16 protein-coding genes are annotated in these 14825 nt (G+C 63.5%); 15 read left to right on the forward strand and 1 reads right to left on the reverse strand.

Annotated elements, in window-relative coordinates:
- Positions 1 to 15 precede the first annotated feature (15 nt).
- Positions 16 to 288 carry an indolepyruvate ferredoxin oxidoreductase subunit alpha gene (locus BRA42_RS07325; protein ID WP_292409119.1) on the reverse strand — a complete coding sequence of 91 codons (273 nt, stop codon included), beginning with the start codon at positions 286 to 288 and terminating at the stop codon, positions 16 to 18.
- Positions 289 to 869: 581 nt separating this feature from the next.
- On the opposite strand from BRA42_RS07325, the gene fhcD reads away from it, so the two are divergent.
- The 15 genes from fhcD to BRA42_RS07400 all read left to right on the forward strand — a co-directional run.
- On the forward strand, positions 870 to 1778 hold the full coding sequence (gene fhcD / locus BRA42_RS07330) for a formylmethanofuran--tetrahydromethanopterin N-formyltransferase (RefSeq protein ID WP_342771129.1): 909 nt from the start codon (positions 870 to 872) through the stop codon (positions 1776 to 1778).
- A 183-nt stretch (positions 1779 to 1961) separates the two neighbouring features.
- Positions 1962 to 3005, forward strand: coding sequence for a hypothetical protein (locus BRA42_RS07335; RefSeq protein WP_292409123.1), 1044 nt, complete (start codon positions 1962 to 1964; stop codon positions 3003 to 3005).
- Between the two features lie 109 nt (positions 3006 to 3114).
- Positions 3115 to 3387 carry a hypothetical protein gene (locus BRA42_RS07340; protein WP_292409125.1) on the forward strand — a complete coding sequence of 91 codons (273 nt, stop codon included), beginning with the start codon at positions 3115 to 3117 and terminating at the stop codon, positions 3385 to 3387.
- A gap of 3 nt (positions 3388 to 3390) precedes the next feature.
- Positions 3391 to 3897, forward strand: coding sequence for a hypothetical protein (locus BRA42_RS07345; protein ID WP_292409127.1), 507 nt, complete (start codon positions 3391 to 3393; stop codon positions 3895 to 3897).
- Between the two features lie 147 nt (positions 3898 to 4044).
- Positions 4045 to 5001: a tRNA(Ile2) 2-agmatinylcytidine synthetase gene (locus BRA42_RS07350; protein ID WP_342770778.1), complete on the forward strand. Its 957-nt coding sequence runs from the start codon at positions 4045 to 4047 to the stop codon at positions 4999 to 5001.
- Entirely contained in the window at positions 4985 to 5878 is an 894-nt protein-coding gene (gene mmp11 / locus BRA42_RS07355) for a methanogenesis marker protein 11 (protein WP_292409129.1), read from the forward strand. The genes BRA42_RS07350 and mmp11 overlap by 17 nt, the downstream gene beginning before the upstream one ends.
- Positions 5860 to 6828, forward strand: a complete 969-nt coding sequence (locus BRA42_RS07360) for a radical SAM protein (RefSeq protein ID WP_292409131.1) — start codon at positions 5860 to 5862, stop codon at positions 6826 to 6828. Before mmp11 ends, BRA42_RS07360 begins: the two co-directional genes overlap by 19 nt.
- On the forward strand, positions 6825 to 8072 hold the full coding sequence (locus BRA42_RS07365) for a thiamine pyrophosphate-dependent enzyme (RefSeq protein WP_292409132.1): 1248 nt from the start codon (positions 6825 to 6827) through the stop codon (positions 8070 to 8072). The genes BRA42_RS07360 and BRA42_RS07365 overlap by 4 nt, the downstream gene beginning before the upstream one ends.
- Complete coding sequence (locus BRA42_RS07370) at positions 8044 to 9174, forward strand: homocitrate synthase family protein (RefSeq protein ID WP_292409134.1); 1131 nt, start codon at positions 8044 to 8046, stop codon at positions 9172 to 9174. The genes BRA42_RS07365 and BRA42_RS07370 overlap by 29 nt, the downstream gene beginning before the upstream one ends.
- Complete coding sequence (locus BRA42_RS07375; protein ID WP_292409136.1) at positions 9171 to 10382, forward strand: aconitase/3-isopropylmalate dehydratase large subunit family protein; 1212 nt, start codon at positions 9171 to 9173, stop codon at positions 10380 to 10382. The genes BRA42_RS07370 and BRA42_RS07375 overlap by 4 nt, the downstream gene beginning before the upstream one ends.
- A complete protein-coding gene (locus BRA42_RS07380) occupies positions 10382 to 10852 on the forward strand; it encodes a 3-isopropylmalate dehydratase (protein WP_292409166.1) in 471 nt (156 codons plus the stop codon). Before BRA42_RS07375 ends, BRA42_RS07380 begins: the two co-directional genes overlap by 1 nt.
- The gene (locus tag BRA42_RS07385) at positions 10849 to 11670 is read left to right on the forward strand and encodes a DUF7714 family protein (protein WP_292409138.1); all 822 of its coding nucleotides are present in this window, start codon (positions 10849 to 10851) and stop codon (positions 11668 to 11670) included. The genes BRA42_RS07380 and BRA42_RS07385 overlap by 4 nt, the downstream gene beginning before the upstream one ends.
- On the forward strand, positions 11648 to 12616 hold the full coding sequence (locus BRA42_RS07390) for an isocitrate/isopropylmalate dehydrogenase family protein (protein WP_292409140.1): 969 nt from the start codon (positions 11648 to 11650) through the stop codon (positions 12614 to 12616). Before BRA42_RS07385 ends, BRA42_RS07390 begins: the two co-directional genes overlap by 23 nt.
- 26 nt (positions 12617 to 12642) lie before the next feature.
- A complete protein-coding gene (locus tag BRA42_RS07395) occupies positions 12643 to 13491 on the forward strand; it encodes a deoxyribonuclease IV (RefSeq protein WP_292409142.1) in 849 nt (282 codons plus the stop codon).
- A 286-nt stretch (positions 13492 to 13777) separates the two neighbouring features.
- On the forward strand, positions 13778 to 14825 hold a 1048-nt coding region (locus BRA42_RS07400; protein ID WP_394339245.1), incomplete at its 3' end, for a TolB family protein.

Genomic DNA, 14825 nt, shown 5'->3' on the forward strand with positions numbered 1-14825 from the left:
ATTCTCATATCACTCCTAGACTTCCACTTTTCGGGCCTTTGCCTGACTCTCCCACGGTCCTACAAGCTTGATGACTCCATAGGGGCATGCCTGGACGCACACACCGCAACCGGCGCAGAGTTCGGAGTTGAAATCAAGGATGACGGCTTTGCCGTCCTTGACCTTGTAGATCTTCTCCTTCGTCACCGGATCTTCGGTGTAAAGTTCGAGAGCGTCGACCGGACATGCCACCACGCAGTTGTTGCAGCCTGTACATCGTTCCATATTGATGTGCAATGCAAATGCCATGGTATCACGCACCAGATCTGATCGATTAAAAATCGATATAAAAAGAATAGTCAAAGAATATACATAAACTTTCTGAAATTCGGCAGTCTTATATTCAAGAACTATGATTATCTGTCAAATTTTATAAATCAAAAAAATTGTTATGTTAATCCGATGCCTTAAATCTCGATGCTGGATGGACCCCCGGGGACGAGGAGAAATCGAAAGTATTAAATTGATGATCGAGGGCCATGATGAAAATCGGTGGCCTGCCCGGTCATGGAGCGGTGAGAACTGACGGGATCTTCCCGGGTGCCGGGTATACCGCCAGTCCGCATCCCCGGGAGTGCCTGTTAATCGTTGCGCGGTGTGAATACCAACCGTTTCTGTATTCATTGGTTTTTCTCTTCGTGTTGAATGCCCGGGACCTGTCCGGTAAAATAGTTCGGGTCCCGCGCCCGCGCCTCTCCGTACCCGGGTGCTAATCGGGCGGCGTGAGTGGCCGGGTCTCTCGTGCGCCCGCCTGCCTGCAGGCCCGGGAAAAAAAGAAACCTTATTCTGTCTACATCGTGACATTGTAGCAAACGAGGTGTATTCTATCCATGGAACTGAATGGCGTTACAATCGATGATACCTATGCAGAAGCGTTCCCGACCTGGGTGGCACGGCCCATCATCACCGCCGTCACCGAGGAGTGGGCATACAGGGCAGCAGTGGAAGCCGTCGGCTTTGCCACCTCCACCATCGGATGTCCGGCGGAGGCGGGTATCGACTGCTTCGTCTCTCCCGACGAGACCCCCGACGGACGCCCCGGCTACGCGATCCTGATCTGTGCGAGCAAGAAGAAACTTAAAGAGCAGGTTTTGACGCGCATCTCCGAGTGCGTTCTCACCGCGCCGACAACGGCGGTCTTTGATGGTCTCGCCGACGTCGTCGCCGAGGTCCCGGAGAAACTCCCGATCAAACTCCACTTCTTCGGCGACGGGTTCGAGGAGAAGCGCGAGGTCGGCGGCAGGACGGTATGGGCCATCCCGATCATGGAGGGGGAGTATATCGGCGAGGAGGAATTCGGCGCCGTCAAGGGTGTTGCAGGCGGTAACTTCTTCATCATGAGCGAGAACCAGATGGCTGCTCTGATGGCTGCAGAGGCTGCGGTCGACGCCATCAGCGGCGTCTGCGGCGTCATCACGTCCTTCCCCGGCGGCATCGTCGCGAGCGGCTCGAAGATGGGGAGCAAGAAGTACAAGTTCATGGGCGCCAGCACGAACGAGGCCTACTGCCCGACGCTCCGGGACAGAGTCGAGGGAAGCAAGGTCCCCGAGGGCGTGAAAGCAATATACGAGATCGTCATCGACGGCGTCGACGAGGACTCGGTCAAGACCGCGATGGCGGAGGGCATCCGTGCGGCGAGCCTGGTGCCGGGCGTGAAGTTCATCAGTGCCGGAAACTTCGGCGGCAGCCTCGGGCCGTTTAAGTTTGCCCTGAAGGATGTCTTGGCTGATTACCTCTAAACCATTTTTCTGTTGTGATTTCTAGGTCTCTCGCCTGCGCGTCTCCGGTCGGGCCGGACCTTGCGGATAAAAGGCGCTGATCTGTGAACACGCCGTCCTCTTGTGTAACGTATATATATATCTATCGGTACCACCCATAGTCTGAGAGCAACCTCAACTGACCAATCGTGGGATGAGCAGAGTATGTCCGGAATACATGACCTGTACGATCTAAGGACCTGGCTGCAGGCAGGGTTAGACGATAACAGGGAAACGACAGGGTACGGTGCGGCACGGTCCCCCCAGCTGAAAGCATACCTCCTGGAGAGCAACAGCGGATCTCTTGCCGATTTTGGCTGTCCGCTCGGGAGATGGGATACACTGGACCGGAAGGGGTGGTACATCAACCGCGGCGGCACCTCTCCTTATAGTATATTCTTGGATAAGACGCGCTCCCGGGTGTGGATCTTGTACAGCGTTCTGGGCATCAAAGAGTCGGATGCGCTTGTCGAAAAATGGGTGAGGGAGAACGTCGGCCTTGACAGGTGCTGGTTATCAAGACAGCAACTCCTGCACTGGGAGAGGAGCGACGAGTGGTATCAGAAAGGTCTGGGTATCAAATACTCCGATGGTCTCTCCCCGGAGGATGATGCCGGATACTTCAGCCTGAAGCTGTGGCATGGGGCGAGTAACGCAATCAAAGACTTTGATGACGTTCTCGAAGTGGCAAAAGAACGATTCGCCATCCACAGCGCCCGGTGGCAGAAGAGGCGGGAGGGCAGAGTGGTGATCGCGGCGAAGTGGTACAGCAACGGGAAGGTCACCATTCAGAAAGCCGAAGACATCGACGAGGTTCTCCTGTCGATCATCACCACAGCAAGAACGTATGAGGAGGCTATCGAAGAGGCGACGGATCTGAGAGATAAGAAGATGGGTGCATTTGAACTGGATTTCTCTCAGGGGATCGATCTCGATGCGTTCTCAAAAGTTGTTTCAAGCGGCAAAGGGAATATGAATTTATGGCTTGTTGAAACGGAGACCCGGGATAATGATACATTTAAACGGTTTAAAGGAGTTGATCTCCACACCTGGGATAGGGTTTCAATAAGCCTGGGGGAGGATTTTGCTCATCTCACGATACCCGGGAACGGCTGTGTGAACGCTGCGCCGCGCATCGCAGCACTTCAGGGCGAAGATAATGCAGGGAGGACAACGATAACCTTCGACGGGGTCGAACTTTTTGCCTGAACACCCTGATAATCGGATGTTGTTGTGGCGAAACGCCATTCAACTCTTCCATATCTATCCAAAGTTATCTTTTACGGGCCCTTTTGCGCAGGCGGGCATCCGTGATTATGTGATCGAAGTGAATCTATCGTATCGTAGCCTGAAAAAGGAGAACGATCCTGATGCCGGGAAGATGTTCGATCCCGACATCTGCGCCAGTGGCGAATCCGGCTGGTTCGTCCTGGAACTGACGACAAACACGAAGTCAAAAGCAGGAAAACTACAGAAGTATCAATACCTGGACTGCAATAGTCTCGCCATCTACAGTATACCTCCCGCCCAGGGATCACCGGATGTTATGAGTGGCAGGCTGGAACATGTCGATGACGGCGATTTCTGTTAGTTGTTGCTCCTGGAGCAACTCAGGGTCGAAAAAGCCGAGAGAGTCAGGAATGTGCGGCTCCGGGAATCTCTCATCGCAGCCGACGGAACCCTCCTTTCAAGATTGCCGGAACTGCCTATCGCTTTTGTACCCGAGTCCGTCCATGATAAGAATGGGGTGAGGGTTGGGTTAATAGACATTGTGCTGCAGATATTTGCTCCAAACAGCACGGGAAAGACTGCAGCTGAGATGGCAGATGCGGGCCTTGAGCGACTGGCCAGAAAGATCGATCCGAGGAAGAGAAATGATCTGATCAATAAGATCGAGTCGGAGATGAACGTTTTAGTTAGTGATTATCTGACCGGGTACCTTGAACGCAGAGAAGACGGGAAGTACGCTCCAAAGGAGAAATATGCTAATACCCCAAATCAGAGGGGGGCAATCTGGTCACGGATGCGAGCATGGGCTTTTTCGGAACAGGTGGATCTGGATTACAATTTCCGTTCAAGAGATGGCGGTCGGCCAAAATGATGCCTGAAAATACCCTTTCTGGAACATCCCACCGTTTTTTCGTTCTGTGCGATCGGTGAACACCATCCTGCCCGCCTTCACCCCGATCGATCCCCTTAAATATCGTTGATAACGACATTCTTGTTAACGATAATTTCGGTGACAACCATGATCACGCTCACGCCCGATGAAGTCAGGACCCGGTTCGGGTCGTTATTCTCGATGAAGTACCTTGCCATGGTCGACCAGAAAGCCGGTCTTGCGGAGATCCGCGAGCATTGCCGGGCCCGGGGAACCATCGAGTGGGATGCGGCGAACCGGATGCGTGCAAAGGGCGCGGTCCGGTCCTGCCATGTCGAGGGCACGACGATGACGGTGCTTGCCCGGCTGGGTTTATCTCCGGTGAAGTTCGGGGCCGCGAGCAAAGAGATCGGCGGCCAGGCGCTCGAGGGGGTCGAGGTCGTCGGGGACGAAGTGGTGACGACCTGGTCAGGGATTGCAGGCGCCGGTGTCGGCGTTGCCGCCTGCCTGCCGCAGGCGCCGGGCGTGATCCGGGCGGAGTACCCCTCTGAGGACGACCTCCAGATCGGCGGCGCCCGGGTCTGTCGGGTGCGGATCGTCTCGCCGCTCTACGAGAAGGTGACGGTCGGGATCGATGATACCGACACCCGCGAAGAAGGCGCCACCTGGGTGCTCGCGCTCAAATGCGCCGAGGCCTGCAAGATCCCGGGGGTGGAGTATCTTGACATGCGCCTCGTGCAGTTGAACCCGGAGGTCCCGAAGAAGACCACCAACTGTGTCGGGTCAGCCCTGAACTTTGCGGTCCGTCCGGGACGGGTGGACGCGCTCCTTGAGTACGTCCGCGACTTCATCGAGTCGGGTGCGGTCAGCAAGGACACCGGCATCGCCGTCTACCGGGGGATTGCGTTTGCGGCAGAGTCCCCTTACCTCCGGCGGGTCAAGACCGAACTTCTGACGCTCGACGACGCGGAAGCGGAGGCGGCCCGGATGGGTATTCGGTTCATCGACTCGAACGCCCGAAAGGGCCGGATCGGAGCACTGGGAACCGTTCTCTGGGGAAACAAGGGCGTTGAGGCGGCCGGTCTGTATGGAGAGACTTTCTGATCCGTACATCGTGCGGTATCCGCAGATCGTGGCGGTGACCGACGAGAGCGGGGATCATGTGGAACTCATCGAGTTCTTTGACTGCACCGGCGGAGCAATGTGGGTGAAGAGCCACTATGCACAGAGCCCGCTCGTTCGCTCGATCCGCACCGTCGGTGCGACCAACCGCTATCATCTTTTGACCGGCGACGTTGACCTCGCGCTCGAAGGTTCCGTCTTTCCGGCGGGGATCGCCGGCGTCTCCGTCAAAGGGGACGAGATCGCCGTTACCTACCGCGGCCTCGGCGGCGGCGGCGTGGGGGCGTCCGCCTGCCGTGCCGCTGCGGCGGGCGTCGTTCGCAAGAATTGCGACCCTGCCGGCGGCGGCCGGCTCGCGGGGTCGACTGTCTGGCTTCCCCGCCGCGAGCGGGTGATCATCGGGGTCGACGACACCGATACCCCGGAAGAGGGCGCCACCTGGACGCTCGCCCACAACATCGCACGGGCCGTTGAGGACGACCGTTCGCGCTACCTCTCCCACACCATCGTGCAGCTCTATCCGGTTCCCTACCGGACCAAGAACTGCGTCGCCGTCGCCTGCGAGTTCGCCACTTCCGATCCCGCGGGACTGGTCCGGCGTTACCGCGACTGCCTTATGGAGTACACGCTCTCGGATGAGACCGGGATGGCGGTCTGGCGCGGCTTCGATCCCGCCCCGCTTGAGGAGTTCGGTTGCCGCGTAAAGCGGGGCGAGGTCTCCCCCGACGACCTTGCCTCTCTCGCCGACCGGCGGCTCGCGATCGTCATGGACGGCCGGGGTGCGGTCGGAGCGGTGGCGGCGATCCCGTTTTATACGCGGTATGAGGAGGCGCTGGCGTTATGGAATGGGTCCGGTTAAAGGCCCGGCTGCTTGAGGCCGGTTCGGTTCGCGTCTCCGGCGAACCAATAGACCGATACGTCTCCCGCTCGGCCGCTGGCCCCTCGGCGGGAACGACCGGTTCACTCTTCTTCTCCGTCGGCGATCGAAGGGTCCGGGTCGGTATCGACGAGGCGAGCCTCATCGAGTTCGTCCACCGGGGGGAAGGCGCGGCGGACCTCAGCATCGACGGCGATACGATTCGCGGCCGATTCGAGCCGGTCGCTCTTCACTGTCCCCGCCAGGCCTATATCACGGTCAGCGGGACGTGCGTCTTCCACTGCCGCTACTGTCCGGTGCCGGGTCTCCCCGGGCGGCGCAAGGAGGTCGACGAGATCGCCCGCATGGTCGAGGACGTCGTCGACCGGGTCGATGCTATCTCGATCACGAGCGGCGTCGCCGCCTCGATCGAGGAGGAGGAGGCATACGTCTGCAAGGTCGTGGCGGCGCTTCTGCCGTTCGGTCTTCCCATCGGGGTCTCGATCTACCCGGGGCCGGAGACTCCGGCCCGGCTCCATGCTCTCGGTGTCGCCGAGGTGAAGTTCAACCTCGAGGCGGCAACGGAAGCACTCTTTGCCGATATGTGCCCGGGCCTCTCGTGGGAAGCGGTCCGGGAGGCGCTTTCGTCGTCCGTCGCGCTCTTCGGGCGCGGCAGGGTCTACTCGAACATCCTCGTCGGCCTCGGGGAGACCGACGAAGACCTGGAGCGGGTGATGGAGGAGCTTGCCGGGGCCGGAGTCATCCCGGTCCTCCGCCCGCTCACCCCGGCGGGGTCTCTTGCCGGCCGGTCCCGCCCGTCCGCCGACCGCCTGCTCTCGCTCTGCGGGACCCATGCGCGGGTCCTCCGGCGCGCCGGCCTCGACCCCCGTCGGGCGCTGACGATGTGCGCGGCGTGCACGGGGTGCGACCTTGCGCCGGGGAGGGATCTATGAAGGGCGCGGCGGCGCTTGCTCTCGCGCTCCTCCAGTCTGCCGACTGCTGCTACACCGTCCCCGGTTACCCAATATCCGAGGTTGCCGCCTCGGCCGGGGCCGCGATCACGATAAACGAGAAGACGGCGCTCGAGTATGCCCTCGGCGATTCGCTCTCCGGGAGGAGGGCCGCTGTGGTCGTCAAGCACGTCGGCCTCAACGCCTGCGCGGACCCGCTCGTGCACGCCACCGCGCAGGGCCTCCGGGCGGGCGTCGTGGTGGTCGTCGGCGACGACGTGCGGGCGGCCGCATCGGACGTCGTGCAGGACTCCCGTTACTACGGGGAGGTGGCCCGGGTGCCGGTTCTGGAACCCGACGGCGAGACGATCGGTCCGGCCGTCGAAGCGGCGTTCGAGGCTTCCGAGACCTTCTCACGGGTGGCCGTCGTCAGGGTCGTGCCCGACCTCCTGGACGCGGATGTTCCGGACCCCTCCGTGCCCCGGAACGACCGGGAGGGGAGCCTCGCGGACCCGGACCTCACGATGGCCGGCCGCGCGCAGGCAAGCGACCTACGGACGGCGGCGATGTTTGCCTGGGCGCGGTCCTCGCCCCTCAACCGGCGCCCGGATGGGGGATTCCGGCCCGTCGTCGTCTATCCGCCCCCGACGGACCCGACCGCGATCCCTGAGATCGGTCGCCCCTTCCTCAAAGAGCACCGGCTGCTCGCTCCTCCTCTCTCCCCCGGAGAGCCGGAGCGGTTCTCCTCGCGGGGCTTCTCGCGGACGTTCTGTAGGGACTGCCCGTTTCATCCCGCCTTCGCCATCCTCCGGAAGCGCAAAATGCGGGCCGTCTGCGATGCCGGGTGCGCGATCCTCGCGATGAACCCGCCCTACCGGCTTGGGGTCGCCACCTACGGCCTCGGCTCGTCGGTTGCCGTGGCGGCGACCGGCACGGGGGTTGCGCTCACCGGCGACTACGCGCTCCTGCACTCGGGCCTCGCCGCCCTCATCGACGTCTACGAACGAGGGCTCCCGCTCCTCTGTATCGTCCTTGCGAACAACCGGATGGGGATGACCGGCGGTCACCCCGTCCCCGACATCCTTCGCTACATCGCCTGGGCCGACCCGGTCGTCTCTGCCGCCGACGACGTCGGGGCGCTTCACCGGGCTCTCACTCCCCCGCGGGAGGGGCCCCGGACGGTGGTGATCGAAGGCGCCTGCCCCGAGGGTGGACGACATGATACCGTGGCATATCGAGATCTGTGATGTAACGCTGCGAGACGGGGAGCAGACTCCCGGCGTCTCGTTTACCCGGGATGAGAAGTTGGCTATCGCGGAATCGCTCGACGAGATCGGCGTGGAGGTGATCGAGGCCGGGTTTCCCGTGGTCTCCCCTGCGGAGAAGGAATGCGTCGCCGCCATCGCCCGGAGCGGTCTCTCTGCGCGGGTCTGCTGCCTCGCGCGTGCGCTCAGGCCCGATATCGAGGCGGCCCTTGACTGCGATGTGGACATGGTCAGCATCTTCATCGCGACCTCCGACCTCCACGTCCGGCACAAGTACCGGCGGCCCCGCGAGGAGGTGCTCGATGCCGCCCTCGATATGGTGGAGTTCGCCTCCGATCACGGGGTGCAGGTGCGGTTTGCAGCCGAGGACGCCTCCCGGACGGACCCTGCGTTTCTCGTCGAGATGTACGCCCGCGGCGTGGAATGCGGTGCCGATTTCGTCAGTTTTGCGGATACGGTCGGGTGCCTCACGCCGCTCGAGATCCACGCGGTTGTCTCCCGAATCCTTGGTGAGGCTTCCTTCCCGCTCTGTATCCACTGCCACAACGACCTTGGCTTTGCAGCCGCAAACACCGTCACGGCCGCGGCCGCGGGGGCGTTCCAGCTCCACACCACCGTCAACGGCATCGGGGAACGCGCCGGGAACGCAGCGCTCGAACAGGTGCTCGTCGCCCTGCGGATGAAGGGCGGCGTCGACCGCTACGACCTCTCCCGCCTGCAGGAGGTCTCGCGCCTGGTCGCCCGGTACTCTGGCCTGGCCCCGGAGCGCACCCGGCCGGTCGTCGGCGAGAACGCCTTTGCCCATGAGAGCGGGATCCACATCGCCGCCATCCTTGAAGACCCGGCGACCTACGAGTACGTCCCCCCTGAGATGGTGGGCGGCGAACGCCGATTCATCCTCGGAAAGCATACGGGGAGGAAGGCGCTCGAGCACGTTGCAAAGGCCTATGGGTTCGAACTCTCCGACCGCGAGGCGCAATGGGTGCTCGAACAGATCAAACGAAAAAGCGAAGGGAAATGCAGCGTCACCCCGGAGGTGCTCTGCACGATCCTCAGGCAGGCAAAGGGAGGGGTCCCCTCGTGAGCACGCTCTCCGAGCGGGTCCTCGGTGCACCGGCGGGAGCGTACGTGGACCGCGAGGTCGATATCGCCTTCGCCCACGACGGGACCGGCGTCCTTACCCAGGCGGCGCTCCGGGAGATGGGGGTCGAGCGGCTTCCCCATCCCGAGCGTCTGCGCCTCGTCTTCGATCACATCGTCCCGGCAAACACCGGGACGACGGCGACGCTCCAGGCGGAACTCCGGGGGTATGCTAAAGGGTCGGGAATAGCGCTCTCGGACGCCGGAAGCGGTGTCTGTCACCAGGTGATGAGCGAAGGGGTCGTCCGGCCCGGCACGGTCGTCGTGGGCGCCGACTCCCACACCTGCACCCTCGGCGCCTTCGGCGCGTTTGCCACCGGAGTGGGCGCGACCGATATGGCGGCGATCTGGGCCTCGGGCGCCACGTGGTTCCGGGTCCCGGAGACGATCGCGGTCCACCTCTCCGGGAGGCTCTCCGGCGCTGCAGAGCCAAAAGACGTCGCCCTCGCCTGCGTCGCCAGGCTCGGGATGGAAGGGGCGACCTACCGGGCGCTGGAGTTTGCGGGCGAAGGGGCGGCGGGGATCTCCATGGACGGACGGCTGACCCTCTGCAACATGGCGGTCGAGACGGGGGCAAAGACGGGGCTCTTCTACGCCGATGCGGTCACCGTCCGCTACCTCGCGAGTTACGGCCTTGCGGCGTCGCCCCAGGCGCCGGAAGACTGCCGCTGCGAACGGACTCTCGATATCGACCTTGCCGATGTCGTCCCCCTCGTCGCGGTCCCCCACCGGGTGGACACCGTCCGGGAGGCGGAGGACCTCGCCGGCACGCACCTCGACCAGGTCTTCGTCGGGACCTGCACGAACGGCCGCTACGAGGACCTTGCCCGGTTCGCACGCATCGTCCGGGGGAGGAAGGTGGCGGTCCGCACCCTGGTTGTCCCCGCATCGCGCGCGGTGCTTTCCCGGGCTATCGCCACCGGCGTCCTCGCCGATATCGTGGACGCGGGGTGCATGGTGGCGACGCCCGGGTGCGGGCCGTGTCTCGGGGCGCACGCGGGCGTGCTCGGGGAGGGCGAGGTCTGTCTCTCCACCGCGAACCGGAACTTCAAGAACCGGATGGGTGTCGGCGGCGAAATCTACCTCTCGTCGGTCGCCACCGCCGCCGCGAGCGCCATCGCCGGTGAGATTGCCGTGCCGGAGGCGGTATGATGCAGGGAGCCGGATCGGCGGTCTGCCTCGGGAACGATATCGATACCGACCTCATCATCGCGGGCCGCTACCTCCGGACGAAAGACCGTTCGGTCTGGGCGGAGCACGTCTTTGAGGATCTCGACCCGACGCTCGCCGGCCGCATCAGGGGCGCGGTCATCGTCGCCGGGAGGAACATGGGGTGCGGGTCGTCCCGGGAGCAGGCGGTGGTCGCCCTCCGGGAAGCCGGGGTGGTCGGGGTCGTCGCCCCGTCGTTCGCCCGCATCTTCTTTCGAAACGCCGTCAACGTCGGCCTGCCGGTGATCGAGGCCGCGGTCTCCTGCACCGACGGCGCCCGCGTTGCGTTCGACCTCGATAGCGGGTGGGTGGAGGTTGACGGGGAACGCTACCCCGCCCGTCCGCTCTCCCCGAAGATGGTCGCCATCCTCCGGGCCGGAGGGCTGGTCCCCTACTGGAGGTCGCACCGATGATCTTTCCTTCGCACTGCAAGTACGTCGGGTCCGCGACCGGCACTCCGTACGGGAACCGGGCCTACTTCCTCTCGCGCTACCTGGTCCGGGAGACCGCGAGCGGCATGGAGGTGCTCGAGGTGGAGACCGATCCGGGCGAGACCGGGCTGATACGGACGGTGCTCTCGACCCGGGTGCTCGCCGCCGGCGACGAGGTCTACCGTTACCCGGATCGCGTGAACATCCATGATCGAACATTCTTGATGGAGGCGGCGGCCCGGTCCGGGCGCCGGTGCACCGTATTCTTCGGCCACGACGAACAGACCACGTTCGTGTTCGACCCGGACCTCTCGGGGCTCCTCCGTATCCACGTCTACGACATCACCCCGCCCCGCCCCCACCTCTCAGCCACGCTCCAGGACCTGGAGAAGACCGGGCTCTTCGGCGACCTCGGGGTCGTCTTCGAGCATCATATCCGGGATATCCGGGAGATCGAAGCCGACGTCTACCCCTGCCGCGCGGCCGGCTTCCCCCGCACCCTCGACGCGGACCGGCTCCGGCCGGGCGACCGGGTTGCGGGGTGTCTTACTGCGAAAGAACTGGTGAGGGAGTGGTACGACGAGACGGTCACGGTGGAGAGCATCTGCCCGCTCGGGGCGGTGGCGGACGAGCCTTTCATCGCCCGGTGCTGCCGGAGCGAGCGGTCCGGCATCGGGCGCTGGAACGGCAGGTTCGGCGAGGTCGTTCACTGGGGTGCGTCGCCCAGGATGATCGCTGAGGCGGTCTGGCACGTTGCGGCCGCATGGAGGAAGCAGAATGACGAAGATCGCGGTCGTTGAGGGCGACGGCATCGGGCGCGAGGTCGTGCCGATCGCCCGCGCGGTCATCGAAGCCGTGCGCCCGGACCTCGAGTTCTTCGAGGTTGAGGCTGGCTACGGGCTCTGGAAGCGGACCGGAAACGCCTGCGGGGAGGAGACGATGGCCGACCTCCGGTCGGCGGACGCCGTCCTCTTCGGGGCCGTCACGACGCCCCCCGACCCCGGCTACCGGAGCGTCCTCCTCCAGATCCGCCGCGAACTCGATCTCTACGCGAACGTCCGGCCGATCCGGGGCGAGGGGGTCGATATCGTCATCGTCCGGGAGAACACCGAGGGGCTCTACTCCGGCATCGAGTGGATGGAATCCGACCGGGCCTGCACCGTCCGGGTCGTCTCCCGCCGGGGGAGCGAGCGGATCGCCCGCTACGCCTGCGCCCTCGCGAAATCCCGCCGCCACCTCACCGTCGGCAACAAGGCGAACGTGCTGAAGTCGGACTGCCTCTTCGTCGAGGTCTGCACGGCAGAGGCCGCCCGGGCGGGGGTTCCCTGCAGGACCTGTTATATCGACGCGCTCGCTCTCGACCTCCTGATGCACCCGGATCGCTACGACGTGGTCGTCACCACCAATATCTTCGGCGACATCCTCTCGGACGCCGCCGCCTATCTCGTGGGGGGGCTCGGGATGCTCCCGAGCGCGAACATCGGGGAGCGTCATGCCCTCTTTGAGCCCGTGCACGGGAGCGCCCCCGACATCGCAGGGAGGAATATCGCAAACCCCGTCGCAGCGATCCGGAGCGGAGCGATGCTGCTCTCGCACCTCGGCGATGCCGCCGCCGCCGCGGCCGTGGAGGAGGCCGTCCGCCGGGTGCTCGGTGCGGGCATCCAGACCCGCGACCTCGGCGGTGTCGCCGGCACCCGGGAGTTCGGTGCGGCGGTGCTCCGCGAGGTCGGCCGTGGGAAGGCCTAAACGCTTCCGGGTCGAGAGTTACGGTTATGGTAATGGTGGGATGCCACGTCTCCATCGCCGGTTCAATCGCCTTTGCGGTCGAGAGAGCGCGCGAGCGGGGCTGCGACACGTTTCAGATCTTCTCCCGGAACCCCCGGGGCTGGAAGGCAAAGGACCTTGACCCTGATTCGGTCGATGCTTTCAGGACGGCGATGAGCGCATCCGGGCTCGGTCCGGTTGTCGACCACATGCCTTACCTCCCTAACCCGGCCTCTCCCGACGATGAGATCTATGAGAAGTCGGTCGCGGCGCTCACCCGCGAACTCCAGCGCTGCGCCCTCCTCGGGATACCCTACCTGGTGACCCACCTCGGGCACCACCGCGGCGCCGGGGCGGAGGCGGGGCAGAAGCGGGTTGTCGCCGCCGTCAACCGGGCGCTCGCCGATGCCGGAGAGGGAGGCGTGATGCTGCTCCTTGAGAACACCGCGGGGGAGAAGAACAGCGTGGGAACGACCGCCGCCGACCTCTCCCGGATCCTCGACGGGCTCGATGCGGCAGAGCGGGTCGGGATCTGCTTCGACACCTGCCATGCTTTTGCCGCCGGCTACGACCTTCGGACTGCGGAGGGAGTCGATGCGGTCTTCGGGGAGCTTGAGGACCTGATCGGCCTTGCCCGCCTCCGGGTCGTCCACCTCAACGACTGCAAAGGCGCTCTCGGGAGCGGGCTTGATCGGCACGAGCACATCGGGCTCGGGTCCATCGGCGAGGAGGGATTCCGGCACATCCTCCGCCATCCGGCCGTCCGGGGCCTCCCCCTGATCTGCGAAACGCCCGTGGACGAGCGGCGGGACGATCTCGGGAATATCGCAAAGGTCCGGGAACTTGCGGGTGCATGAGCGTATGCCTGCCGATTACACCCTGGCGGCGCCCGATCTAATTAATATTCAGTGCCTCTTATAATAATCAGGTTCCCTCTCCCCTGCTGTCGGCCATAGCAAGGGATTTATATTTATACCGCCATCCTGCAACTCACGAACCCTTTATCCGGCGGGATACCGGCTATTCTTCGGTATTCCGCGGGAATTTCGTTTGTATGCCCGGGAGACGACCTGTTCCGGCTCCCGCGCATGCAAACACCATCGCATGGGACGAAGGGGGCGTTCTCATCGTGGTGATCAAAGGATGGCTGAACGTGAAACGCTGATTATAGTCTGTATCGTCCTTGGACTGCTGGTCTCGCCCGCTCTGGCGGTGCAGGCGGCCCCGGGAGAACTCGTACGTTTTTGCACCGCCGGTGGACCGCAGGAGCATCCTGATGTCGATGGGGATACGGTCGTCTGGGAGGACGGCCGGGATGGGAAGTATATCTACTACTCGGATACCCCCGGCGACACAGGCCGGAGAGCCACGGACGGGGGTGGTGGGCAGAAATACCCGTCCGTTTCGGGCGACTACATCGTCTGGGAGGACAACCGGAACATGAGCCCGGATGTCTACCTCTTTGGCTTCTCAACGGGAACGAAGGCGCTTACCGACGATCCGGAAGCCCAGCGGATGCCGGTCATCTACGGGGACCACGTCGTTTGGTACGATACGCAGGAAGACGGCGTCGACATCTGCCTCTACAACATCGAGACCGATCGCAAGACCTACCTTGACTGCTCGCCGGTGACCGAGTGGAAGCCTGCGCTCTCCGAGCGGTACGTCGTCTGGGAGGAGAGCACCGGGGGCGGCGACATCTGGGCGTATGATATCCAGGCCCGGGAGAAGCAGCGGATCACCCGGGACAGTGCGCGGCAGACATATCCGGCTATATCCGGGAATCGGATCGTCTGGGAGGATTACCGGAATGGGTGGGGGAATCCCGACATCTATATGTACGACCTTGAGGATGGCCGGGAGTCGCGGATCACCCGCGACCCTGCGGGGCAGGTCTCCCCGGTGATCGACGGTGACCTCATTGCCTGGGAGGATAACCGTGGCGGGGTGTGGAACATCTACCTCTGCGACCTCTCCCTGGGGGTGGAGGCGCAGATGTCCCTTGCTCCTTCCTCTACCGAGCAACTCTACCCTGCCGTCAGCGGTAATCGGATTGTCTGGCAGAACGGTCGCGGCTCTGGGTCGGACATCTATGCCTTCACCTATACCGGCGGTGCTCCCCCGGAGGCGGAGTTCTCGACGGACCGGACCTCCGGCACGGTCCCGCTCACCGTCCGGTTCACCGACCGGT

The organism is Methanoculleus sp. UBA374 (assembly GCA_002508705.1).
Lineage (GTDB): Archaea > Halobacteriota > Methanomicrobia > Methanomicrobiales > Methanoculleaceae > Methanoculleus > Methanoculleus palmolei.

Bases quoted from the DNA above. Each gene is read 5' to 3' on its own strand.
- BRA42_RS07325 (WP_292409119.1), bottom strand. From the start codon at position 288: ATGGCATTTGCATTGCACATCAATATGGAACGATGTACAGGCTGCAAC.
- fhcD (WP_342771129.1), top strand. From the start codon at position 870: ATGGAACTGAATGGCGTTACAATCGATGATACCTATGCAGAAGCGTTC.
- BRA42_RS07335 (WP_292409123.1), top strand. From the start codon at position 1,962: ATGTCCGGAATACATGACCTGTACGATCTAAGGACCTGGCTGCAGGCA.
- BRA42_RS07350 (WP_342770778.1), top strand. From the start codon at position 4,045: ATGATCACGCTCACGCCCGATGAAGTCAGGACCCGGTTCGGGTCGTTA.
- mmp11 (WP_292409129.1), top strand. From the start codon at position 4,985: ATGGAGAGACTTTCTGATCCGTACATCGTGCGGTATCCGCAGATCGTG.
- BRA42_RS07360 (WP_292409131.1), top strand. From the start codon at position 5,860: ATGGAATGGGTCCGGTTAAAGGCCCGGCTGCTTGAGGCCGGTTCGGTT.
- BRA42_RS07365 (WP_292409132.1), top strand. From the start codon at position 6,825: ATGAAGGGCGCGGCGGCGCTTGCTCTCGCGCTCCTCCAGTCTGCCGAC.
- BRA42_RS07370 (WP_292409134.1), top strand. From the start codon at position 8,044: ATGATACCGTGGCATATCGAGATCTGTGATGTAACGCTGCGAGACGGG.
- BRA42_RS07380 (WP_292409166.1), top strand. From the start codon at position 10,382: ATGCAGGGAGCCGGATCGGCGGTCTGCCTCGGGAACGATATCGATACC.
- BRA42_RS07385 (WP_292409138.1), top strand. From the start codon at position 10,849: ATGATCTTTCCTTCGCACTGCAAGTACGTCGGGTCCGCGACCGGCACT.
- BRA42_RS07390 (WP_292409140.1), top strand. From the start codon at position 11,648: ATGACGAAGATCGCGGTCGTTGAGGGCGACGGCATCGGGCGCGAGGTC.
- BRA42_RS07395 (WP_292409142.1), top strand. From the start codon at position 12,643: ATGGTAATGGTGGGATGCCACGTCTCCATCGCCGGTTCAATCGCCTTT.